This is a genomic window from Mucilaginibacter sp. 21P (assembly GCF_019331605.1).
Classification (GTDB): domain Bacteria; phylum Bacteroidota; class Bacteroidia; order Sphingobacteriales; family Sphingobacteriaceae; genus Mucilaginibacter; species Mucilaginibacter achroorhodeus.
Genome location: NZ_CP063061.1, coordinates 513,815 through 538,414 on the forward strand (window position 1 = coordinate 513,815; position 24,600 = coordinate 538,414).

Annotated in this window: 21 protein-coding genes; 3 read left to right on the top strand and 18 right to left on the bottom strand. The window is 42.8% G+C overall.

Annotated features, from left to right (window positions below):
• Positions 1-23: 23 nt before the first annotated feature.
• The 9 genes from INP83_RS02140 to INP83_RS02180 form a co-directional block, all read right to left on the bottom strand.
• Positions 24-1,703, bottom strand: coding sequence for a lipopolysaccharide assembly protein LapB (locus INP83_RS02140; RefSeq protein WP_255563231.1), 1,680 nt, complete (start codon positions 1,701-1,703; stop codon positions 24-26).
• A gap of 34 nt (positions 1,704-1,737) precedes the next feature.
• A complete protein-coding gene (locus INP83_RS02145) occupies positions 1,738-2,661 on the bottom strand; it encodes a PstS family phosphate ABC transporter substrate-binding protein (RefSeq protein ID WP_219126130.1) in 924 nt (307 codons plus the stop codon).
• 227 nt (positions 2,662-2,888) lie between these two features.
• Entirely contained in the window at positions 2,889-3,713 is an 825-nt protein-coding gene (locus INP83_RS02150) for an energy transducer TonB (protein WP_146273008.1), read from the bottom strand.
• 29 nt (positions 3,714-3,742) lie between these two features.
• Positions 3,743-4,276 carry a biopolymer transporter ExbD gene (locus INP83_RS02155; protein ID WP_146273009.1) on the bottom strand — a complete coding sequence of 178 codons (534 nt, stop codon included), beginning with the start codon at positions 4,274-4,276 and terminating at the stop codon, positions 3,743-3,745.
• Positions 4,277-4,283: 7 nt separating this feature from the next.
• Positions 4,284-4,901 carry a biopolymer transporter ExbD gene (locus INP83_RS02160; protein WP_146273010.1) on the bottom strand — a complete coding sequence of 206 codons (618 nt, stop codon included), beginning with the start codon at positions 4,899-4,901 and terminating at the stop codon, positions 4,284-4,286.
• Positions 4,902-4,999: 98 nt separating this feature from the next.
• Positions 5,000-5,833 carry a MotA/TolQ/ExbB proton channel family protein gene (locus INP83_RS02165; RefSeq protein WP_146273011.1) on the bottom strand — a complete coding sequence of 278 codons (834 nt, stop codon included), beginning with the start codon at positions 5,831-5,833 and terminating at the stop codon, positions 5,000-5,002.
• Between the two features lie 293 nt (positions 5,834-6,126).
• Entirely contained in the window at positions 6,127-7,731 is a 1,605-nt protein-coding gene (pckA, locus tag INP83_RS02170) for a phosphoenolpyruvate carboxykinase (ATP) (RefSeq protein WP_219126131.1), read from the bottom strand.
• A gap of 158 nt (positions 7,732-7,889) precedes the next feature.
• Positions 7,890-8,225: a translation initiation factor gene (locus INP83_RS02175; protein ID WP_219126132.1), complete on the bottom strand. Its 336-nt coding sequence runs from the start codon at positions 8,223-8,225 to the stop codon at positions 7,890-7,892.
• Between the two features lie 6 nt (positions 8,226-8,231).
• Positions 8,232-9,125 (bottom strand): diacylglycerol kinase family protein, encoded by an 894-nt coding sequence (locus INP83_RS02180; protein WP_219126133.1) that lies wholly within the window; start codon positions 9,123-9,125, stop codon positions 8,232-8,234.
• Positions 9,126-9,337: 212 nt separating this feature from the next.
• On the opposite strand from INP83_RS02180, the gene metK reads away from it, so the two are divergent.
• The 3 genes from metK to INP83_RS02195 all read left to right on the top strand — a co-directional run bounded on the left by metK (position 9,338) and on the right by INP83_RS02195 (position 12,489).
• A complete protein-coding gene (metK, locus tag INP83_RS02185) occupies positions 9,338-10,588 on the top strand; it encodes a methionine adenosyltransferase (RefSeq protein WP_146273015.1) in 1,251 nt (416 codons plus the stop codon).
• Between the two features lie 74 nt (positions 10,589-10,662).
• Positions 10,663-11,592, top strand: a complete 930-nt coding sequence (locus INP83_RS02190) for an EamA family transporter (protein ID WP_219126134.1) — start codon at positions 10,663-10,665, stop codon at positions 11,590-11,592.
• Between the two features lie 39 nt (positions 11,593-11,631).
• On the top strand, positions 11,632-12,489 hold the full coding sequence (locus INP83_RS02195) for an ROK family protein (RefSeq protein WP_219126135.1): 858 nt from the start codon (positions 11,632-11,634) through the stop codon (positions 12,487-12,489).
• Positions 12,490-12,739: 250 nt separating this feature from the next.
• Here the strand turns inward: INP83_RS02195 and INP83_RS02200 are convergent, their stop codons facing one another.
• From INP83_RS02200 to INP83_RS02240, 9 genes are all read right to left on the bottom strand, one after another.
• On the bottom strand, positions 12,740-14,275 hold the full coding sequence (locus tag INP83_RS02200) for a serine hydrolase (RefSeq protein WP_219126136.1): 1,536 nt from the start codon (positions 14,273-14,275) through the stop codon (positions 12,740-12,742).
• A 58-nt stretch (positions 14,276-14,333) separates the two neighbouring features.
• The gene (locus INP83_RS02205) at positions 14,334-16,082 is read right to left on the bottom strand and encodes a sensor histidine kinase (RefSeq protein ID WP_219126137.1); all 1,749 of its coding nucleotides are present in this window, start codon (positions 16,080-16,082) and stop codon (positions 14,334-14,336) included.
• Positions 16,079-17,212, bottom strand: coding sequence for a sensor protein KdpD (locus INP83_RS02210; RefSeq protein ID WP_146273020.1), 1,134 nt, complete (start codon positions 17,210-17,212; stop codon positions 16,079-16,081). Before INP83_RS02210 ends, INP83_RS02205 begins: the two co-directional genes overlap by 4 nt.
• Positions 17,213-17,229: 17 nt before the next feature.
• Complete coding sequence (locus tag INP83_RS02215) at positions 17,230-18,273, bottom strand: porin (protein WP_315898400.1); 1,044 nt, start codon at positions 18,271-18,273, stop codon at positions 17,230-17,232.
• 181 nt (positions 18,274-18,454) lie between these two features.
• Positions 18,455-19,006, bottom strand: a complete 552-nt coding sequence (locus INP83_RS02220) for a K(+)-transporting ATPase subunit C (protein WP_219126138.1) — start codon at positions 19,004-19,006, stop codon at positions 18,455-18,457.
• A gap of 70 nt (positions 19,007-19,076) precedes the next feature.
• Positions 19,077-21,113, bottom strand: a complete 2,037-nt coding sequence (gene kdpB, locus INP83_RS02225) for a potassium-transporting ATPase subunit KdpB (RefSeq protein WP_219126139.1) — start codon at positions 21,111-21,113, stop codon at positions 19,077-19,079.
• A gap of 46 nt (positions 21,114-21,159) precedes the next feature.
• Positions 21,160-22,878, bottom strand: coding sequence for a potassium-transporting ATPase subunit KdpA (gene kdpA, locus INP83_RS02230; protein ID WP_219126140.1), 1,719 nt, complete (start codon positions 22,876-22,878; stop codon positions 21,160-21,162).
• Positions 22,879-22,884: 6 nt separating this feature from the next.
• Positions 22,885-22,962, bottom strand: coding sequence for a K(+)-transporting ATPase subunit F (kdpF, locus tag INP83_RS02235; RefSeq protein ID WP_146273224.1), 78 nt, complete (start codon positions 22,960-22,962; stop codon positions 22,885-22,887).
• Between the two features lie 261 nt (positions 22,963-23,223).
• Entirely contained in the window at positions 23,224-24,558 is a 1,335-nt protein-coding gene (locus tag INP83_RS02240) for a sigma-54 dependent transcriptional regulator (protein WP_219126141.1), read from the bottom strand.
• Positions 24,559-24,600 lie beyond the last annotated feature (42 nt).

Here is a 24,600-nt window from a genome sequence, read left to right on the forward strand (position 1 = left end):
TTTAAGATTTATCCTATTAAGCGTTACTTGCCTTTTGCGGCTCCACCCTTTTTGGAGAAGAAATTGACCACCTGTTTATTGGTTGGGTCCATATCTCTTGCCTTGGTAAAGTAATCGGTTGCCTTGGCATTATCTTTTTCTTTATACTCAGCAAATGTTCCTAAGTATGCGTAAGCCTCTGCAAGGTCTTTTTTCGCCTTATCTGCAGGTGCGCCCTTTGCTAAGGTAACCTCAATGAATTTCTCGTAAAACGGCTTTGCTAAACCAGTGATATCATCACGATTCTTCTCTTTTAAGTCATTAACACGAGCACGATATAAGTACGCATCAGCTGTGGTTGGGCTTTTTTGAGCAACATAGCTGAACGCTGAATCCGCTTTTACTAACAATGAGTCAGAACCGGCCTTCTTAGGATCATAGCCGTAGTAATAGCTAATACCTTCGTAGTAGTGGTCTAATAACTTAGCGTTTCTGCTCTTTTTAGAATAGACGGCATAGGCATCACCAGCTTCAACGTATTTCTTTTGACCGAACAAAGCTTTACCAATTTCCGCATAAGCCTCTACCTGAGTAGTATCTAAAGTGGCGGCTTTACGTAACGAAGCGATACCTAATGAATCTTGTTTAGAAGCGATCTGCAAGCGGCCTAAATAGATATAGTCACGTGGGATAATACGTTTTGGATCCGCCTTTGTGATCCAGGTGTTCATTGCCTGTAAACCTGCAGGATAATCTTTGTTCTCGTATGCAGCGTAAGCTAAATAACGGTAAACTTTAAGATTGTTAGCAGCATCTTTTGATAAAGCCTGCGCTTCTGTTTGCAAAGTTTTGTAATCACCTGATAACAAAAGGAAGTCGGCGTAACGTAAGCGAGAATCCAGAGAAAGATCTGTTAACGACAGATACTTTTTGTATTGCTCAGTAGCTTCTTTAATTTTTGCTGATGCCATTCTTGGATCGCTGAATGCCCAACGTACGTCGGTCTCAGCCCACTCACGGTAAGCGGGACCGTAGTTTGGATCGATCGCCAAAGCTGCCTTATACTCAGCCTCAGATGATTCAAAGTTGTTAGCATATTTCCAAATAACACCGGTTGCTACTTTGGCATGGGCCAATTTTGGATCAAGGTCCAAAGCTGCCTGGTAGCTGCTTAACGCTTCAGTGTTTTTCAATTGCGTGCGGTATGCATCACCCAAAGCCACTAAAATCTCAGCGTCTTTAGGGTTTACCGCTTTGCCTTTGTTCAATGCTGCGATAGCGGCATTTGCATCGGCGGCAGGCACTTTACCATCCACATCATTTAACAGGTAAGCTTTACCAACATATAGGTAAGGCTTGCTGTCTTTACCGGCTAAACTTAACGCCTGGTTAAAGTTTGTAGTTGCGCCATTTTTGTCTTTATCCAAAACTGCAACTGCACCTAAACCTGCGTAGTTAAGAGCAGATTTTGGGTTAACAGCAAGGCCTTTCTGAAAAATAGCCTTTGCAGAATCCGGATACTCTTGTAGTACGTAAACCCAGCCATAGTAAAAGAAATTTTCATCTTTATTAGCCTGAGTTACGGTCAAGTTTTTTAGCATCGTTTTAGCCTTCTGATACTGCTCAGCGTCTATCGCCTTTTTAGCATCAGCTAAACTTTGTGCGAAAGCTGACGAGCCAACAATACTCAGCGCCAGTACGATCTTACTTATTTTACTGATCATTTTCATTCTTAGTTTATTGTATATAAAAATATAGTTAGTGTACAATGTTAATCTCCCTTGGCGGAAGTGAATCAGGCAACAATCCCGATTTTAATATGATCCGCTGGCCACGCTCGCTGGCCAAAAATGAAGCGAAACCGGCTCCCAGTCCCTTGCGGCCTGTGCAATCTATAATATACAAAGATCTGCTTAACGGATACGATTGTTCGACAAGCGTAGTCTGTGATGGTTTAAAATACTCATTAGGTGCTGTTTTACTACTTTCGTCCTTTACACCCATAATTTTAACCTTATCTACAGCTGCCGCATAGTCCTGATCCGGATCGTTAAGCCAACTAAAGCCAGTGATGCCAATGGCATCAGTATGTGTACTTACATACTTAATAACCTCTTTGTTTGAGCTTAAAGCATAGATATTCTTCTGTTTAAACTCAGTTGTGCCAGCCAAAGCTTTCAAATACCTTACCAAACTGGAGTTAGGATTATCAAACACAATACTCTTGTTTGCCTTTGCTTCGCCCCTCAACATTTGTTTTATCTCATTTACCGAGATGGTAGTATCATTTGACGCCTGATTGACAATTAATGCAACAGCATCAATTGCAAATTTGTTTACATCAGGAACAAGTTCTCTGCGTTTTAAAACGCCGCTCTCTGTTGTATCCAGTGTACGTGATAATATAGCTACCCTGGTTTTATCATTAAGCAGATCGCTTATCACCCCTGTTTCAGGCTTGTAAGTGATGACCGGGTTAGCATCCCTAAATATCCCCCTGAATACGAAAAGCTCTTCGTTTACGATGGGCGAAAAAGACTCATCGGCCGAAAAATTAGCAGTGCCGGTTACAAAACCATCTAACTGCTTTTTATCTTGTTTTTTATCCCCGCCGGCACCACAACCTTGCGATAGCAGGCTCACAGCAATAGCACAAATAAACAGGCCGGTGTTAATTTTCATTAGGGTTCTTCCTTAAATAACGTGAAAAACGCAGTATAGCGTATAATAAAATTACAGATCCGAATATTGTTCTCCTCGATTGGGGCATATCCAGCGGAAACTTATCCCAAAAAATGATAAGCAAACCCAGCGCAATGAAACAAATGAATGCGATAACGCCTAAAATAAGCAAAAACCGCCTTTTGGGCGATTTTTGCTGGTTTTTGCTATTTTCTAACATTAAACTTTTATTCTTCTGCCAATGCGAAGTTTACAGGGATACTGTATTGTACACGCACCGGACGACCGTTTTGGATACCTGGCTTCCATTTTGGAGAAGATTTAAGCACACGAACCGCTTCTTCATCACAACCGCTGCCGATACCTCTAACAACTTTAATGTCAGTTAAAGATCCGTCGCGCTCAACTACGAAGGTTAAGATTACACGGCCTTGTACGTTATTCTCCCTTGCAACTGCAGGGTAACGGATATTTTTACCTAAATATTTACCGAAAGCTGCATCACCACCAGGGAATGCCGGCGCTTGCTCTACCGCGGTAAAGATCTGGTTAGGGTTTTCTTCTACCACTTGCTTAACGTCTGAGTTACCAACAGGCTCCTCAATACGAATATCAGCGTTAGGGTCACCTTTTTGATCCTTAGGCCCCGGGTCTGCAACCTCAAGGTCTTTAACGGTTGGCGGTTCTTTCTCACGCACCTCGTTATCCGGTTTTACTACTGGAGGTGGGAAACGTACCTGGTCAACCTTTGGTTTAGGTGGTTCCGGTGGTGGCGGAGGTGGTTTTTGTTGTTCATTCACCGGTGGTGGCGGCAAAACAACTTCGGTCACCTTCACTTTTTCAGGTGCCTTAGGGATGATACCCTCAATGGCATTCAGAATTGTTTTCAAGGAAATAAGGAAAACAAATAGTACTACACCTATTAAAAGGGCCCTGTTGGTATGGCGAGGGTTATCCTTTCTAAGTTCGTAAGCACCGTAAGCTTTGTTACGTCCTGTAAAAACAACGTCGATCCACTGCTGGTTTAATATGTCTAATTTTGATCCGAACATTGTTATAACGTTAAATAGTTAATTGTCAATTAGTAGTTGCCATCACGTTTAAGCAATTCAACCTCCAACGGTAAAATATCTACAATTGCGTATGATTGTACCTTAGTGATATTCATCTCGTCCAAAACGTCAACCAAATTTTTATAGTTTGATTTTACGCTTGGTTTGATCAGCACTGTCATGTACTTACCTGTTGATTGTTGTATTTTCTCACTGTTGTCAATAAGAACTTTACGTAAACCGTCTTTACCATAAGAGGTAGTTTCTGGTGGGGTTTTACCCGGCTCACCTACAAACCACTCTATCTTATTGTTGGCACCTAACAGGATGGTCATGGAGCGTGAAGCAGCTACATCTAACTGATCTTTCACTTTCTCATCCTTATCTGGCATGGTAACATCCATCGCCTTAGGCTTAGCCAACGTTGTAGTTAACATAAAGAAAGTGATCAGCAAGAACGCAAGGTCAACCATCGCGGTTAAGTCAACACGCGTTGAAGCCTTTTTACTTCTAACCTTACCGCCTTTTTTCCCCCCGCCGGAGGAGGTGTCTAATTCTGCCATTTCTTAATTATTTTTTAGGCGCAGCACGCAGCGTCGTTACTAAGTTAAATTTGTTAATTTTCTGTTTCTGCAAAACAGTGATCACGTCTTTGATAACAGGATATTCCTCTTTGTTATCGCCTTTGATAGAGATACGCAACGCTTTGTTGTGTAAAGAAACATCAGCACGGCGAGCTTCACGGATCCAGTCTGACAACTCGTTGTTGTTTGTTGTATCGCGCGGTATACCCGGCTGTTTAAATTCCTTTTTCTGATCTGCATCAAGCGCAAGGAAGCTTTTCAACTGTGCGATCGGCACACCGAATATCGGCAAACCAGCAAATTTAGTTTGCTCATCAGGGGTGAAATTGATCTTATATTTTTCACCCATCTGGATAAGCGTTTGCTTGCGGATATCATTACCATCAACACTAAAGAACACCTTGTTCTGACCAACGGTTAGCATTAACACGTTATCATCAGGAATAGGCTGCTCAATTGAAGAGGCAGGAATATCAACCGGCACCGGATCCTCTGTTCTCGGTTTTGCAGTTAATATAAAGAAAGTAAGCAGCAGGAAAGCTACGTCGCACATGGCGGTCATATCTATCGAAGTGCTCTTTCTTGCAACTTTTACTCTTGGCATTTTTCCTTTGTTTATTTAATAATATAAAATTAAAGACTTTAAATTTAATAACCAAATTTTATTTTGTTAAAATTGATTATGCAAGAACTTAATTTTAATTATTTGTTTTTGTGTGATGCTGCAAATGTTTGAACGATGCTGAAACCAGTTTCGTCGATAGCGTAAGTCAACTTGTCAATTTTAGATGTAAATACGTTGTACATTACAATTGATACAGCTGAAGTACCGATACCCAATGCAGTGTTGATAAGTGCCTCAGAGATGTGAGAAGATAGTTCTGCCTGGTTTGGAGCACCTGATGCTGCCAATGTAGCGAACGCACCGATCATACCGATTACCGTACCTAATAGACCGGTTAATGTACCGATAGATACCAACGTAGCGATGATGGTTAAGTTTTGCTCTAACATAGGCATCTCTAAAGCAGTTGCTTCTTCAATGTCTTTTTGGATAGCCAAAGTTTTTTGGTCAACGTCAAGGTTTGGCTCAATTTCCATTTCACGGTATTTTTTCAAACCTGATTTGATAACGTTAGCTACAGAACCTTTTTGTTTGTCGCACTCAGCGTCAGCTGCTGCGATGTTACCAGCGTTTAATGAAGATTGCACTTTTCTTACGAAAGCGTCAACGTTACCTGTACCAGAAGCTTTGCCGATTACTACGAACCTCTCAAGAGAGAATACAATTACCATTAACAGGTAAGACATGATCAGAGGTACGATAACACCACCTTTGTGTACAGTACCGTAGATATCAACAGGCTCGTTTGCTGGATCGCCGCCTTTATAGTGACTTGGGTGACCTAAGATAAACATGTAAATCAAAACAGCCACTACAATACAAAGTGGAATAGTCAAAGTCGCAAATGCGCCCGATGCACTTGAGCTTTCTTTTTTTACAGGAGTAGTTGGTTTTGTTGGTGCGTTTGCCATTACTTTTTAATTTTTAGTTTTCGTTTTGTTTATAATATAAGTTAAATAAAATGTGTGCGCATTTAGCGAAAAACAAAATTAGAATTTCTATGAAATAAAAAAACTATTTCTGTGATTCTTTATAATAATTTAATATTCAGCAAAAAGCGTTTTGCAAATTGGTTTTTACATAACGCTATTAAACACAAAAATTGTCTGTTAGCGAGACAATTTTTTACAATAAAACCGATAATTTTTAATAATCGCAAGTTATAACACATAAAAAGTATGTAACTAAACTGATATAGTGCAGTCTAAAATACTGCCGAAACTATATTTGGGCCTGCTTTTATTAGGTTCATCGGGCTTGTTGCCGTATATTTTTCAAAATTATTAACAAAGGCTAAAGCAAGGTTGTTTGACTGGTGCTCATAGCTGTCTTTATCTGCCCAGGTATTGGCAGGCTGCAGTATCTCTGCAGGTATGTTAGGGCAAGCTGCAGGTATTTTCAAATTAAAAATTGGATCAGTATTGTAGCTCACATCATCCAGTTCACCATTAAGTACCGCATTAATCATGGCACGGGTATAGGTTAAGCTTATCCTGCTGCCGGTGCCGTAAGGGCCGCCTGTCCAGCCGGTATTTATTAACCAAACGTTTACCTGCTGCTGTTCTATCTTATTACCCAACAGTGCAGCATACTTGACCGGGTTAAGCGGCAGAAACGCTTCGCCAAAGCAAGCCGAAAACGTTGTTACCGGTTCATTTATGCCAGCCTCTGTACCCGCAACCTTTGCGGTATAGCCTGAAATAAAATAATACATCGCTTGTTCTGCGGTTAATTTTGCTATCGGGGGTAGTACACCAAATGCATCAGCTGTTAAGAAAAAGATATTTTTAGGGGCTTTACCAATAGAAGGTATCAAAGCATTACTGATATAATTTACCGGATATGCCACGCGGGTATTCTCAGTTTTGGCGATGTTATCGAAATCAACCTTATCCGTACCCTCAAAAAAGTTAATGTTCTCAAGCAACGCACCTTGTTTAATAGCATTAAATATCTGAGGTTCTTTTTCAGCAGTTAAACCCACGCATTTTGCATAGCAGCCACCTTCAAAGTTAAAGATACTGTCGTTGCTCCAACCGTGCTCGTCGTCACCGATCAGCATGCGGTTAGGGTCCGCAGATAAGGTAGTTTTACCGGTGCCAGACAGACCAAAGAAAATAGCGGTATCACCATCAGCGCCAACATTGGCAGAGCAATGCATTGGCAATACATTATAATAATGTGGTAAAACAAAATTGAGGACAGAGAAGATGCCCTTTTTTATTTCGCCAGTGTAACCTGTTCCACCTATTAATATAGTACGCTTACTAAAGCTGATTACGGTAAAGTTTTTTTGGCGGGTACCATCAGTCTCAGGGTTGGCTTCAAAACCTGGAGCTGCTATAACTGTCCACTCCGGCTCATCATTAATACTGTTAGCCGCCTGGCGCATAAAAAGGTGGCAGGCAAATAAATTCTGGTAAGCGGTTTCGGTTATAACCCTAACATTCATACGGTATTTTTCATCCGCACAAACAGTGCTGTCGCGCACAAACAAATCGCGGCCATTTAGATAGGCAATCATCTTTTTGTGAAGGCCCTTAAAATGCGCACCGTCCATTTTATAGTTTACTTTGCCCCACCAAACATTATCATGAGTGATATGGTCGTCTACAATAAAACGGTCCTTTGGAGAACGGCCGGTAAATGTACCGGTATCAATGGCAAGTGCTCCGGTATCGCTCAAAACGCCTTCTTTGCGTTGCAGTGCGGAAGCTATTAACTCGTCGGGCGAAAGCTGGTAAAATATATTTGACTGTTGAAGGCCCAAATCGGCCAACGGGGATGTAAGGGTAGATACGCTTTTCATTTGTGTGTAAATGTTAAATGTTTACCCCAAACTTAGTATTCGGCCAAGCGAGCACCCAAGCGATTAAAACCAATAATTTACAAGATGTACTTTTTACACCATATTTAATAAATTGACAAACAGCGATTTATAATATAATAAAAATTATTGCTGATACACTATCCGCCAGCTTTCTTAACCCTATAGCCATCAGTTTGCAGCATGGCAAGCACTTTATCCCGAAAATCTCCTTGTAAAAGGATCTCTCCGTCCTTTACGGATCCGCCTACACCGCACTTACTTTTCAGCTTTTTGCCTATGGCATCAAGGTCGTTATCGGAACCAACAAAGCCGTTTATGCGCGTTACAAGTTTATTGCCCTTAATCCTATCAAGAAATATCTTTAAATTCTGTTGCTGAGGCGGTAGGGTTTGCTGGTGGCCGCTCCCTTCTTCCTGGTACTGAAAGTCAGGGTCGGTAGAATACATGATGCCGGTAAAGTTTTTTTTTGCCATAACTGCTTAGTTATTATGATAAGAATCTCCAACTAAAACCTTTAGTGCAGATGGCACAACGTCAATATTAATATCAATATCTGCCGATTGCGGTTCGCCATCCAGGTGTATTGGCCCCGGCTGCACACGTGTAATATGTACATGCTTACCTTTTATGATCTCAACATACTTAGATTTATCAGCCGTTTTAAAAAACATCCTTAAGCCCATCTCCGGAAAGCGCCAAAGCGGGAAGGGTTTTATCACACATACATCAAGCAGGCCATCCTGTACAGATGCCGTTGGTGATACGTGTGCATTATTACCGTATTGGGAGGAATTGGCAATGCTAAGCATAAAAGCTTCGCGATCCAATTCCTTTCCATCAACTTCAATATGATATTCCTGTGAGCGGTATTGCGAGATCTCCTGTACAGAAGATTTAAAATAATTAACAAATCCGCGCTTATCTCCGCCCTGCGCAAAAACATGACTGATATGGGCATCAAAACCCATCCCCGCCATATTAAAAAACCATTGATCGTTCATTTTGCCTGCATCTATCACAATGCTTCGGCCGGTATTCATGTTTTTGATAGCACCAACGGTATCCATCGGTATACCCAGAAAGCGCGCCAGGCCATTGCCGGAACCAAATGGGATAACTGCCAGTTCGGTTTCCGTCTTTACTATGCCTGATGCTATTTCGTTAACGGTACCGTCGCCACCAACAGCTACGATGGTATCGTACTCACCTACGGCGGCAACAGCGAGGTCATGCGCGTGAAAAATACCAGTGGTAAATTCAAAGTCATATTCAAATACAGATGGATCAAGGTGTTCCTTTACCATCCCCGGCACGTTATCCTTTTTCTTTCCGCCTGATACAGGGTTGATGATAAATAAAGCTTTCCTTTTCAACTATCTATGTTTGAGCGGGCAAAAGTAAATGTTTTTCGGCTTTGTGGAAAATTGTTTTATTTTTGCCACCCGAAAGTGGACTGATTTAATGCTTTTGCAGCTTTGCAAATGCTGGATTGCAACCACGTAAAAAAGTGCTAACCCTGCTCTCCTTTTACAGCGTTTCAAATAAATCTCTTACCTTTCAGCTTTAACGTTTTATACATTATTATATGTCATATTTATTTACATCGGAGTCTGTTTCAGAAGGGCATCCGGATAAAGTTGCAGACCAGATATCTGACGCGTTAATTGATAATTTCCTGGCCTTTGATCCTGAATCAAAAGTGGCCTGCGAAACTTTGGTAACTACCGGCCAAGTGATACTTGCCGGCGAGGTAAAATCAAAAACCTACTTAGACGTTCAAAAAATCGCCCGTGATGTGATCAACCGCATTGGCTACACCAAAGGCGAGTATATGTTTGATGGTAACTCTTGTGGTGTACTATCTGCCATCCACGAGCAATCGCCTGATATTAACCAGGGTGTTGACCGCACAAGCAAAGAAGAGCAAGGTGCCGGCGATCAGGGTATGATGTTTGGCTACGCTACAAGCGAAACTGATAACTACATGCCGCTTGCATTGGATATTGCACACGCTTTATTGCGCGAACTTGCTGCTATCCGCCGTGAAAATACCGACATTAAATACCTCCGCCCTGATGCAAAATCTCAGGTAACTCTGGAGTATAACAACGACAACCAGCCGCAGCGTATCGATGCCATTGTAATATCAACCCAGCATGATGATTTTGCTGAAGAGAAAGAAATGTTAGAGAAGATCAAAAACGATATCATCAGCATTTTGATCCCTCGTGTTAAAGCTAAATACCCAAAATACGCACACTTCTTTAACAACGATATTAAATACCACATTAACCCAACCGGTAAATTTGTTATTGGTGGGCCGCACGGTGATACCGGTTTAACAGGCCGCAAGATCATTGTAGACACTTACGGTGGTAAAGGCGCACATGGTGGTGGCGCATTCTCTGGTAAAGACCCGTCAAAGGTTGACCGCTCTGCAGCTTATGCAACCCGCCACATCGCTAAAAATCTGGTTGCTGCCGGCGTTTGCGGCGAAGTATTGGTACAGGTGTCGTACGCTATAGGTGTTGCACAGCCAATGGGTATTTACGTAAATACTTACGGAACTGCTAAAGTTGGTTTAACCGATGGCGAGATCGCTAAAAAGGTTGAAGCTATCTTTAACATGACCCCATACGCTATCGAAACCCGCTTTAAACTGCGTAACCCTATCTACAGCGAAACTGCAGCTTACGGTCACTTCGGTCGCCCTAACGAAACGGTTACCAAATCATTTAACGCACACGATGGCAGCGTAGTTACCCGGGAAGTAGAACTATTTACATGGGAAAAGCTCGATTACGTAGATAAAGTAAAAAGCGCCTTTGGTTTGTAGTAACCAAAACTAATAAACATTATTAAAGGCGTACCCAATCAGCGGTGCGCCTTTTTTATTACAATAGAAATCTCATGACTAATAAAACCCCATCACCATTACTGGTAGCATTTGCTTTCTTCGCAATTTATGTGGTGTGGGGTGCTACATATCTGGCGGTTATTTACGGATTAAAAACCATACCACCGTTTATATTGGTGGGCTTGCGTTATGCTGCCGCCGGGCTGATATTGTTGGCATGGTGCAAGCTCAAAAAAGAGAAACTCCCCGAGTGGAAATACCTTTGGCGGCATGCCCTCAGCGGCACTATGATGCTGGTGGGCGGCACGGGCATGATAGCCTGGGCTGAACAATACATCAGCTCAGGGCAGGCAGCTATACTGGTCGCTACCGAGCCGCTGATCTTCTTACTGGTTGATAAAAAACGCTGGCCTGAATATTTTTCCAACAAATACATTTTGAGCGGACTGGCCATAGGCTTTACCGGCATATTCCTTTTTCTGAAACTTGGCGTCACCGAAACCAGCACCTCATCAATGGCTGTTATTGCAAGCATAGTAGTTATTACCAGTGCGCTTATCTGGGTACTCGGTTCACTGATCACTAAAGATGCTAAAGGGAATAGCTCAACCACCATGAATGCCTCGGTGCAATTGATTGCCGGAGGAATAGCCTGTGCTATAGTTGTATTACTAAAGGGCGAATACGTGGGCTTCTCGTTTGATAAGGTAAGTGCTGAAAGCTGGGGCGGGCTGCTTTTCCTTATCGTGATGGGATCGTTGGTTGCTTACCTCTCGTTTATCTGGCTTATCACCATTAAACCGCCAGCCATTGTAAGTACGCATACCTATGTTAACCCAGTTGTAGCAGTACTGCTGGGCTGGTTATTCATAAACGAACCCGTAAACATGCAGCAGCTATTGTGCCTTATTATTATCCTTGTGGGGATATTAATGGTTAACCTGCCTGCTTACATGAAAAAGAAAGCCGAAACGCCTACCTGATATATCTCATTAGCAAATTATTTCTTGCATCTTTAAGCTATGAACGATCTTAACATCATCGGCGTAGACCTTGGAGCAACAAATATTCGCGGAGCCATTGTTACCAACGGAAAACTATCCACTATCTCTTCATCGCCTATCCAAAGCCAGGGCAGCGAAGATGATGTGTTAGGTGACATTTGCAAAATTATTGACCAACTATTAATGCAACAACCTGCTGAAGCCATAGGTATTGGTGTACCCAGCATGGTTGATGTTAAAGATGGCATTGTTTACGATGTGCAAAATATACCATCTTGGAAAGAGGTGCATTTAAAGAAATACCTGGAAGACAAATACCAAATACCGGTTTATGTAAACAACGATGCCAATTGCTTTGCCATTGGCGAATATTATTATGGCAAAGGCAAAGGCCAAAAGAATATCGTGGGACTTACCCTTGGTACGGGCCTGGGTGCCGGAGTTATTGTGAACAGGCACCTTTACAGCGGCCGCAATTGCGGGGCGGGCGAATTTGGTTTACTGCCTTACAAAGACAGCGTTTTAGATTTTTATGCCGGAGGTTCTTTCTTTACCATTACAAACGGAATAGACGGCAAAGAAGTCTACAAAAAGGCTTTTGAAAATGATGAGAAAGCCCTTTTCCTGTATGCCGAATACGGTACAAACTTAGGCTATGCGATAAAGGCAGTGATGTATACCTACGACCCTGAGCTGATTGTTGTAGGCGGATCGGTAAGCAAGTCCTTCCCTTTTTTTGAAAGAACCATGTGGGATGAGATCAAAACCCTGGCCTACCCCCGAGCAGTTGAAAATCTACGCGTCGAAGTATCTGAGCTGGACAATAGCGGCATATTGGGAGCAGCAGCGCTTTATTTAGATTCGGCAGGTATATAAAAACGAAATCCCCCTACGCTCGCCGTCGGGGGATTTCAACCTAAACCTTATCACAATTACCCGGCAAGGATGCCGGTATAATGAACTGCAAAGTAATAACTAAAATTTATCTTTACAGCGTTTTAATGAAAATCTAATTTCATAAAGTAAAATAATATCAGACTACTCTAAATCCCTCTAAAAATGCGTTTGTTTTATTATGGATAAGTTTAAATAATATGCAAAACATATCCATAATAATATTAATTATTTATAAGCTTACACCCGTTAACAGATCCTCTTTACCCTTTTCAAAACTATTAGCGTGGTGAATGGTAAGCTGGTTATTATTAAAGTTGCAAATAAATGTTTCCGTATGCGGGCTCTCGATATATCGCAGTGTAAGTTGCAACGTGTGGTCGTCTTTCCAAATATAGCTGCCTGCCACCTTAGCCGGTGATAGCATCGTTCTTATTTCCCTGAGTGCACCAGTTAATGACGGACCAGGCTTATTTGTTTTACCCAGGTGCCATGCGCCGTTTCCAAATCCCAGAGCATAATTTGCGGTATCGCCTTTAATTGCTACAAGGCATTCGCCGTTTGAATCAGTAAAGTTAATGCTACTAAATTTTAACCTGTTAGCCTTGAGTGAATAGCTTTTACCGTTGATGGTTTTAAAGAAACTATTGTCACTTTTCGTTGCCGGTTTTAACGCGAGTGCATCAATAGTTTTTTTCAATTCTGTATCAACCAATTTATTCTGCACAAGTTTACCAGGCTTCATGGCAGGCAACAGGTGTTTCCAAACCAGGTTTATCTCTTCCTGCATATCGGTTGTTTCTGCAGTTACCGCCAACACCGCGTCCTGATCCGGCATCACAATCATGTACTGACCAAAAGCGCCATCGCCCCGGTAAGCATTATTTCGGCAGCGCCACATCTGATAGCAATAACCTTGTTCCCAATCGCTTGAATCTCGTTTCGCCTTGGGCATATCAGGATGCTGAATGATCTTAACGCTGCTTGCCTCTTCCACCCAGCCCTTCGGTAAAAGTTGTTTGCCGTTCCACTTGCCTTTTTGCAGAAACAATTGTGCAAACTTAGCCATATCTTCCGTCTTTACACGTAATCCCCAGCCACCGGTATTTATGCCTTTAGGATCGGTTTCCCAATCTATTCCTGTGATGCCAAGTGGTTCAAACAAACGTGGCTTTAAATATTGCAGCACGGTTTGCCCGGTAACATTTTGTACAATAGCAGAAAGCATGTAAGTACCTACTGAGTTATACAGGAAAACGGCACCCGGTTTATGCACAATAGGGGCGGCTAAAAATCCTCTTACCCAATTGGTATCCATCCCAACCCAAATAGGTTCCGGGTCTTGCCCATCTGCCATCATTAGTACATCCTTAACGGTTAGTGCAGCTAAATTGTCGCTTACCTTGGCTGGTAACTGATCAGGGAAGAATGAGATAACTTTATCTGTGAGCTTCAATTTGTTCTCCCCAATGGCAAAACCTACGGCAGTAGCTGTAAAACTTTTACTGCACGAGTATAGCGTATGCCTCAGATCGGGGCGGTATGGGTTCCACCACGCCTCGGCAACCACTTTGCCATGCCTAAGCAGCATAAAGCTGTGGAATTCTGTTTTGCTGGTTTTAGTAGCATTTACAAAGTTGAGTATTCCCTGCGGATCTACGCCTTCAGCCTCAGGAGAACTATGAGGTAAATGCTGTGCGCTCAGCGAAAATACGGTAGCAACCTGCAGCGTTGCAAGGCAAACGGTAGCTCGTAAAAATGATAGCATAACGGTTGATGTTGGTTTACTAAATTACACAATCAACGGTATACCTCAAAGCCACAACTTACACAGGCAAGCTAAACGCAAACGTGCTGCCCTCACCTATGGCACTCTTCAGCCATATTTTGCCATTCTGCGCTTCTATAAAATCTTTAGATATAGCCAGGCCCAATCCTGAGCCTGATTTATTCTGTCCGTCAGTAGGCACTTGGAAATATCTGTCGAACAAGCGTTTTTGATACTTTTCCTCTATACCTTTACCGGTATCAGTTACGGAGAACTCCACCTCTGCCCCTTTATTTTTAACAGCAATTACCACCTTTGACCGCTCTGAACTATACCTTAGCGCGTTTGATAAAAAGTTGACCAACACCCATGCGGTCTTTTCTACATCGGCATTTACATCTGGGAGGTTGTCGTCTTTTACCACTTCCAGCTTAACACCTTTTTGCTCGGCCTGGAAGTTTACTGATTCAATGGCGTAATCAACTATTTTAGTAGGATCAACAGGTATAAAGTTCAATTGGATGTTACCGGTCTCTACCTGCGATAGCTCCAGCAACTCGCTGGTTATTTTTAGCAGGCGGTCGCTGTCATCATTAATGTGCTCCAGTAACTGCTGCTGCTCGGCGTTCATCTGGCCAACGCGCTCATCCTTCATCAGCTTTAAGCTCATCTTAATTGATGAGATTGGCGTTTTTAATTCGTGCGAGATGGTGGCGATAAAATTTGTTTTTGCCTCATCACGTTCCTTAAATTCGGTGATGTTGCGTAGGATGTAAACCTTACCGGCAGATGTTTTGGCGATATTAAGCGGCCTTGATATATTGCTTTCCATATTAGGTACATGGATCTCGCGTGTTTCTAACTGGAAATAAGAATCCTTTCCGTCAACTACTATCTTAAACGGCTTTCCGGCTTTGCTGTCATTGATGATGGATTTGAACAGGTCGTTATCTCTTGAGATGGAAGCAACGGTACCCGAGACAATTTTATCGCTATTAATGCTGAGTATTTTCTTAGCCGCGGTATTAATGAACAGTATCTCCTGCTTTTCGTTTATACCGATGATGGCATCGTGCATCTGCTCAATAATGGTTTCGATACGCAGCTTTTCAGACATGATCCTGGAAAGGTTGCTGTTCTCCCACTCATTTAAGCGCTCGGCCATTTCGTTGAAGGCGTTACCCACTTCGGCAAACTCATCATCTTTATTAAAGTGTATGCGTTCTTTGTAGTTACGCGGACCAATAGCTCGTATACCAGTTAGCAACCTGTTTAACGGATTGATGATAAAGCCCGGGAAATTTACCGCAAATGTGAAAAGGATAACGAACGCCAGCAAACTGGCAAAACCTAATACGGTAAGCGATTCGTCTACAGATGTCCGCGCCATATCGTTCTTACGCACAATTGCGTTCATGTTAATTACTTCAACTACGCGCAGATATTTTCTTACGTGCTTTACCGCAGTATCTATCTTCGAATCAGAACCGCCAGATGCCTGCAAAACATTGTAAGTCGCGCTTAAGCTATCGGCGGCTTGTCGTTCGCCTTTTTCGGTGATATTGTGCTGCTCTTTTAAAAGCGCCGCCTTAAACTTTGTATCTAACGCGGGTGCAAGCGGCAGGGAATTATCGTCAAGCAAACTTCGCATTTCGCGGCAGTAGCTTAAACTTTCATAGTTATCCTTAAGAATGCCTTTGGCGCTGTTGGATATCTGGTTGATGTAGAACAGTGATGAAGCACCAAAAAACATCACCACCAAAAACAGAAAGCCGAAGCCTAACCGTAGTTTATTTTTTACTCTCATGATAGTATTACTAAATCAGTTTCTCTGGCTGCTATATTTTTCAGCAGCTCGTTAAATACCGTTGTTTTCAGGATAACCTGCCACAAGTTTAGGTGTGGTTTACCAATGCAAATGGTGGTGATGTCCCGCTCTTCTGCAACCTGTATAATGGTTTGGGTAATACGGTCACTTTTTAGTTTTATTACCTCTGCTCCCAACTCTATTGCCAGCTTAAAATTATTAATTAAATGGCGCTGCTTATCTAGTTTTATGCGTTCCATACTTTCACTGCTCTGCTGTACATATAGCACTATCCACGGCGAACGATAATATGAGGCCAGCCTGGCTGTTTTACGTATAACGATCTTGGCGGTTTCGGCATTGGTTGATATGCAGGCCAGGAAACGCTCGGGCCTCAGTTTTATCTGCCGCGGAACTTCGATATCTATCTTACGCTCTAGGTAGTGTGCAACTTCCTTTAAGGCTATCTCGCGCAGTTGTAAGATCTTATCATTTTGGAAAAAATTCTCTAAAGCCCGCTTTATTTTGCTGCTATCGTAGATCTTACCATCCTTTAATCGATCTATCAACTCATCGGCGGTAAGATCGATATTTACAATTTCGTCAGCCGTTTCCAGTATTTTATCCGGTATACGTTCTGTAATAGGGATGCCGGTTATTTCTTCAATCTCTTCATTTAGGCTCTCTAAATGCTGAATGTTTACCGCCGTGATAACACTTATCCCGGCCTCTAAAATATCAAATACATCCTGCCAGCGCTTGCTATTCTTGCTGCCCTCGATGTTGCTGTGAGCCAGCTCGTCGACAACCACAACCTCGGGGTGACTGTTCAGAATAGCTTGCAGGTCCATTTCCTCAAGCTCTTTGCCCTTGTAAAATATCTTACGCCTTTCAATAACACTGAGACCCGCCAGCAATGCGTGGGTCTCAGTGCGGTTATGTGTTTCAACAAAACCAATTTGTACGCCTATGCCATTGCGTTTTAACGCATGGGCCTCCTGCAGCATTCGGTAGGTTTTACCCACACCGGCGCTCATGCCAATATAAACCTTGAGCTTGCCCCGGCGCGATTTCTTAACCAGATCTATAAAATCCTTTACCGAATTACCATTGCTTGGGTCTTGTGGCATTTTCTGTTTGTTAACTGTTAAAAAGATACAGCAAAACTTGCGGTTATTAACGGACTATGGGTGGTTAAACCTGTTTGTTTTACAAATATCTGGTCTTTACTATCGTAAATTTTTCCTTCTAAACGGATCAGCGCATTTTTGATTGGCGCATAATCTACGTTAAGCGAATAACCTTTGGTATCAAAGCCGTTTGTTGTCCCGGTGGCTATAAAAATTCCATTTTTATCCTTGTAGTACTCAAATCTGCCGGCAACTGCCCATTTATCTGCAAGCTGATAACGCGCAATGGCAACCGGCGAAATGATGTGATTATAATCGTCACTGCCTTTGGCTTTTTGCTGCATACCATAATCAAACCCGGCAGTGATGCCAAATTTGTTGGTTAGCTGAAATATACCATAAAAGTTATGATAGATACGGCGTACACCTACTGAGTCGGCACCTTCAATACCTACATAATTACTGTAATTAAGCGTGATGTTATCCGCAGCTTTATAAGTCACCTGCAAACCACCTGCTGGCTTGCTGTTGCCATCCTGCCGGTTTATGCGCTGCCATCCGTTTAAGTAAAGGCCGGTTAATGTAAGCTTACCATCATTGGTGGTGTAAGTCAATTTAGCCCCTGTTTCATAGTAAGGCGTGTTTTCTGATGCGATGTTCCGTGTTAGCACCCAGCAGTCTTTAGATATTGCACTTTCAAAGCCAATGTGCGATGCGAAAATACCTGCATCTAACCATAAGTTAGCAGATTTGGATAGCTTGATACCCGCGTTGGCTTCAAACACATTCTTAAATACCCCCTGCTCTGCAGCCAGGTTTGCGTTAGCATAAGTACCGGCCATGAGCGCTACGTTAGCGCGAATACTGCCGTTATCGTAATTGGCTTTGATAAAGCCCAAGTTGAGATTTACCTCGTTGTGGCGATTATGCGAATACACAAAGCTCGGGCGTGTATTGTTAGCCGGCTTATTAAAATCGTAGCCATAGTACAGTTCGGCGTAACCACTGATAGTAAGGTTACCACCTGTTTTTACAGAATCCTGTGCAAATAATGATGTCATACACAAGGCGAGAATACACGTAGATATAAGTTTTTTCATCGAATTAGTTCTTGATACGCATTGCGCTAAGTATTACTCAGCACAATGCGCAGGCAGACGCGTATCTGCCGATGTCATTAATAAGCGTGCACTCCGAAACAAAGCCCGGACAACGCCACTGTAATTTTGATAAGGTTATTGATTATTTCAGTTCATCTAAAGCTACATTCAGCTTTAGCACGTTCACTTTGGCAGGGCCAAACATTGGCTTTTCAGTATGTTCTTTTACCAATGCAGCTACCTTCTGTTCGTCTAACTTGCGGACAGCAGCAATGCGATTAATTTGTATGCTTGCCCCTGCAGGAGAAATATCCGGATCCAAACCACTGCCCGATGCAGTAACCATATCAGCAGGGATATCGCTGCGTTTGATACCCGGGTTGTATTTAAGCAAGGTATCGATACGATTGCTTACCTCTTTTAGATAGTCAGGATTTGACGGGCCTTTGTTTGAGCCCGCGGAACCGGCTGCGTTATAACCTACTGCTGATGGGCGACTCCAGAAATACTGTGGCTTATCAAACTTTTGGCCTAACAGCGCATAGCCAACAACTTTGCCGTTCACGGTGATTGTTTCACCGTTGCCTTTGCCTTTTGCCAGTTTACTGGCGAAAGAAATAAACACAGGATATATAACACATAACAATGCAGTTAACACCAAGGTTAATCTGATAGATTGTACGAGCGTTTTCATTTTTTTGAGATTTATTGATTTCCATCTGAGTAAGCCTCGCTTTGCGGTGCTTGCTCAGATGGGTAAAAATTTATTTTATAAACAGCGCTATTGCCAGGTCAATTAATTTGATACCGATGAACGGAACAATTACACCACCTAAACCATATATCATTAAATTACGGCGTAACAATGCGCTTGCCCCAATAGGTTTGTAAGCAACACCTTTTAATGCCAATGGGATAAGCAATGGAATAATGATGGCATTGAAGATCACTGCCGATAGTATTGCACTCTCAGGACTGTGCAGATGCATGATATTGATGGCCTGTAAAGCAGGTATAGAAGCAATAAACAAAGCCGGTACGATAGCGAAATACTTGGCCACATCATTAGCGATGGAGAAAGTGGTTAGCGTACCGCGGGTGATGAGTAACTGCTTACCTATCTCTACGATCTCGATAAGCTTGGTTGGGTCATTATCCAGATCCACCATGTTACCTGCTTCTTTGGCTGCCTGGGTACCGCTGTTCATGGCTACGCCAACATCTGCCTGGGCAAGTGCAGGGGCGTCATTTGTACCATCACCCATCATGGCTACCAGTTTACCGGCAGCTTGTTCGGCTTTGATGTAACGCATCTTATCTTCAGGTTTAGCTTCGGCGATAAAGTCGTCAACACCGGCTTTTTCAGCAATAAATTTTGCAGTCAAAGGGTTATCACCGGTAACCATTACGGTTTTGATACCCATTTTACGAAGGCGCTCAAAACGCTCAGCAATGTCAGGTTTAATAATGTCCTGCAATTCTATCACACCAACAACTTCTTCGTTCTTAGCAACTACCAGTGGGGTACCGCCTTTAGAAGAAATGGTTTTTACGCGTTCTTCGATCTCGTTATCAAATTTATTACCGGCATTAATGGCCAGGTTGCGAATAGAGTCAAATGCACCTTTGCGGATACGTGTACCATCAGGCGTGTTAATACCGCTTGCCCTTGTTTCTGCAGAAAATTTGATAAACTCAGAATCTTTTGGCGCAGTTAGCGCAAACTGACTAACGCTTTGCTGTGCAAGCTCAATGATAGATTTACCTTCCGGAGTTTCATCAGCCAATGATGATAGCACACAAGCCCTTACAAAATCATCCTGGGCTACGCCCGGTGCCGGCCAAAAATGAGTTGCTTTACGGTTACCTATGGTGATGGTGCCTGTTTTATCAAGCAGCAACACGTCGATATCGCCTGCAGTTTCTACCGCTTTACCAGATTTTGTGATCACGTTTGCACGCAAAGCCCTATCCATACCTGCAATACCAATTGCCGATAACAAACCGCCGATAGTGGTTGGTATCAAACAAACAAATAAGGAGATCAGCGCTGCAATAGTGATGGTTGTATTAGCATAGGCAGCAAAGGGCTGCAGGGTTACACACACGATTATAAAAACCAGTGTAAAGCTTGCCAAAAGAATTGTTAAAGCGATCTCGTTAGGTGTTTTTTGGCGCGATGCACCTTCAACCAATGCGATCATCTTGTCCAGGAAGCTTTCGCCCGGCTGGGTGGTTACCACCACTTTAATATTGTCTGATAATACTTTGGTACCACCGGTAACCGATGACTTATCGCCGCCTGCTTCGCGGATAACCGGGGCAGATTCGCCAGTAATGGCAGATTCGTCTATTGTAGCCAAACCTTCGATGATCTCACCGTCGGTTGGGATGGTATCACCCGCCTCGCAAACAAACACATCACCTTTAAGCAACTGGTTTGATGAGCGGGTTACGATAGAGCCATCGTCCTGTAGCACTTTTGCAGGTGTGTCCTCACGGGTCTTGCGCAAGCTATCTGCCTGTGCCTTACCACGCGCTTCGGCAATAGCCTCGGCAAAATTGGCAAACAACAGGGTTAGCAACAGTATGATGAAGATGCTTAAGTTGTAAGCGAACGAACCCTGACCAGCATGTGTGAAACTATAGAAAGTAACATAAAGCATGATAACGGTACCAACTTCCACCGTGAACATCACGGGGTTGCGCATCATGGTTTTGGGGTTAAGTTTTATGAACGATTCTTTTAATGCGCTTTGCACTAAAGCCGGTTCAAATAATTTATTGGATGAAGTTTTCATTTTCCGTTTTCAGATAAACCCTCCCTCACGAGAGGGTAAAGGGATATTATTTAAGCATTGTAAAATGTTCGGCAATAGGCCCCAGAACCAAAGCCGGGAAGTACGACAGGGCATTAAGTACCAGTATAACCGCGAAGGTCATGATGCCGAAGGTTACCGTATCCGTCCTTAACGTACCGGCAGATTCCGGAATGTATTTCTTTTGAGCCAGCAAGCCGGCTATTGCAACCGGACCAATGATTGGCAGGAAGCGACCAAGCAGGATAATAATACCTGTAGATACATTCCAGAATATGTTGTTATCGCCCAAACCTTCAAAGCCCGAACCGTTGTTGGCGTTAGATGATGTATTCTCATATAACATCTCAGAGAAACCATGGTAGCTTGGGTTATTTAACCATGCTGACGGTTTTACCGCCCAGTTAGCAGCACCGTAGTTAGTGAATACATAACTCGCCAATGCGGTACCTGCCAATATTAAAAATGGACTAAGCAGTGTGATCAAAGCAGCGATCTTAACCTCCCGAGCCTCTACTTTATGTCCAAGGAATTCCGGCGTGCGGCCAACCATCAAACCGGAAATGAATACTGCTATGATGATGTAGATGAGGTAGTTTAATACACCTACACCACAACCACCAAAGAAGGCGTTGATCATCATGCCTAACATTTGCCATAAGCCGGTCAATGGCATGGTACTATCGTGCATACCATTTACGGAACCAGTTGATACGATAGTTGTTAAGGTACTCCAGTAACCTGTTGCCATCGGGCCAACCCGAACTTCTTTACCTTCCATAGCACCTGTTGATTGGCTTATTCCCATTTTGGCGATTGCGGGATTGCCACCCAACTCGCTAAATATCGTCGGGATCATCAGCATCAGCATACCAATGGTCATCACACCGAATATTACCCAACCCATTTTCTTCCTCCGGGTAAAATATCCAAAAGCCAGTACCATTGCAATCGGGACTAACATTTGTGCTACTATTTCTGCAATGTTGGTGGTGTAGTTAGGGTTCTCTAACGGATGCGCTGAGTTGGCACCAAACCAACCGCCGCCATTTGTGCCCAGGTGTTTTATAGCGATAAATTGTGCAGCCGGGCCGCGCGATACGTTAACAGTATCGCCCTGCATCGATATAAATTGATCTTTGCCGGCGTAGCTTGCGGGCGTACCATTAAACGCAAGTATTAAAGCAAGTACAATTGATAAGGGCAGCAACAAACGGGTTACCGAACGTACCAGGTACACCCAAAAGTTACCTACATCGTTGGTTGTTTTATCGCGTAATGCTTTAAACACTGCAACAGCACAAGCTATACCGGTAGCAGCACTTGTAAATTGCAGAAACATAAAGATGAAGTGCTGTATAAGATAAGTAGCACCGCTTTCGCCGCTGTAATGCTGCAGGTTTGTATTAGCCACAAAGCTGATGATAGAGTTGAAAGCCAAATCGGCGGTCATACCCGGGTTGCCATCTGGGTTAAGCGGAAGCTTGTCCTGGAACATCAGCATAAAAAAGCCGTAAACCAACCATAATGAGTTAATGGTGATCATGGCTTTAAGAAACTGTTTCCAGTTCATGGGCTGGGATGGGCTTATACCTGAGAGTTTATAGATAAGGTTTTCGATGGGCTTCATAAAATCAGTCCATACCTTTTCGCCTGCAAACATCCTGGCCAGGTATTTACCAAGTGGTATTGCAATAAGCAATGTGATAGCGAACGAGATCAATATCCCGGAAAGTTCAGTATTCATTTTATGTTAAAATTTTTCGGGTTTAAGCAGTACATACACCATGTATGCGAACACTGCAAGTGAAATGATAAATAGTGCGATCATGATACTTTAGATTTTTTCGAACCAATCAATAGATTTAAAGAATAGCCGACAGCATACAAGCAGGGTCAGCAAAAGAATTATAGTGATCATTTTATTAAATGTTTGAACACCATAGGCAACCGATATGCCAGCAATTATAAAATATTGATTTACAGAATATTAGGATATTTTTAGAAAATACGCCAACAAAAAACCCTACCAAAATGGAAGGGTTCAATATCATTTTGAGAAGATTAAGCTTCGTTGTTCTCTTAAGAATAGTTATTGAGCAATCTTATACTCGTCAAGCTTGCGGTATAGCGTAGTTACGCCAATGCCAAGGAGTCGCGCGGTTTCAGCTTTGTTGCCGTGGGTTCGGGCAAGTATTTTCTGGATGTGATGGCGTTCAATGGTTGCCAGGTCTACCGCGTTAGAATCCGTATTAGCGTATTTAAAATCCGGCGGGAGCAGATCAGCAGTGAGGATATCGTTATCGGCGAGTATCATCACCCGCTCTATCACGTTCTTTAACTCGCGTATATTACCTTTCCAATTGTGATGGTTAAGCAAGGTTAAAAACTCATCATTCATTTTAGGCTGATGTTTACCTGCCTGTGTTGCAAAATCTTTAAGGAAGTAATTAGCTAATAGTTCGATGTCCCCTTTTCGCTCGTTCAATGACGGGAGTTCAAGTGTGAAAACCGATAAGCGGTAATATAGATCAAGCCTGAAATGACCTGCTTCTGCCTCTTTTTGCAAATTGCGGTTGGTAGCCGCAATAATGCGGATGTTGACTTTGGTCTGTTGCGTATCACCAACCCTGATGAACGTTTTATTTTCCAGCACACGTAGTAACTTGGCCTGCAGATCAAGGCTCATCTCCCCTATCTCATCCAGGAAAATTGTTCCGTGCTGCCCTTCTTCAAGCAAGCCTTTTTTGTCTTTCACCGCTCCGGTGAATGCTCCGGCTTTGTAACCAAAAAGTTCACTCTCTAACAGCTCTGCAGTGAAGCTGCTGCAATTAATGGCCACGAACGGCATTTGCCTGCGTTCGCTCTCGTTATGTATAGCAGCAGCAAAAACCTCCTTGCCCGTACCGGTTTCACCAAGTAACAAGACAGTAGTATTGGTTACAGCCACACGGCGGGCAAGCGAAACGACCTCTTGTATCTGTTTTGAATTGCCAATAACGCTTGAGAAACCAAGTTTTGCCCCTGTTTTCTTTTTTTCATCAAAGGTGCGCTTTTGAGCAACGGCCTTTTCTATAGCCTGGTTAACAAGCGGTATTATCTTGTCGTTATCATCGCCTTTGGTGATGTAATTAAATGCGCCGTTTTGAATGGCCCTTACCCCATCGGCAATGGTGCCATAAGCCGTAAGGTTGATCACCTCAACGTAGGGCTTTTTCTCTTTGATTACCTTAACCAGGTCTACCCCGTTGTAATCAGGTAGCTTAACATCGCTTAATACCAGTAAAACATCCTCTTGCTGCAATAGCTTTAAGCCATCTTTTCCGGTAAAGGCCTGCAATACCCTAAACCCCTCTAAACCAATGATCCGCGAAAGCAGGTCATTCAATTTTTTTTCGTCGTCGATAATGAGGATCGTGTGTTGCATTTTAAATGCAATACTATGATTAATAATTTAATTTGCTTAAGC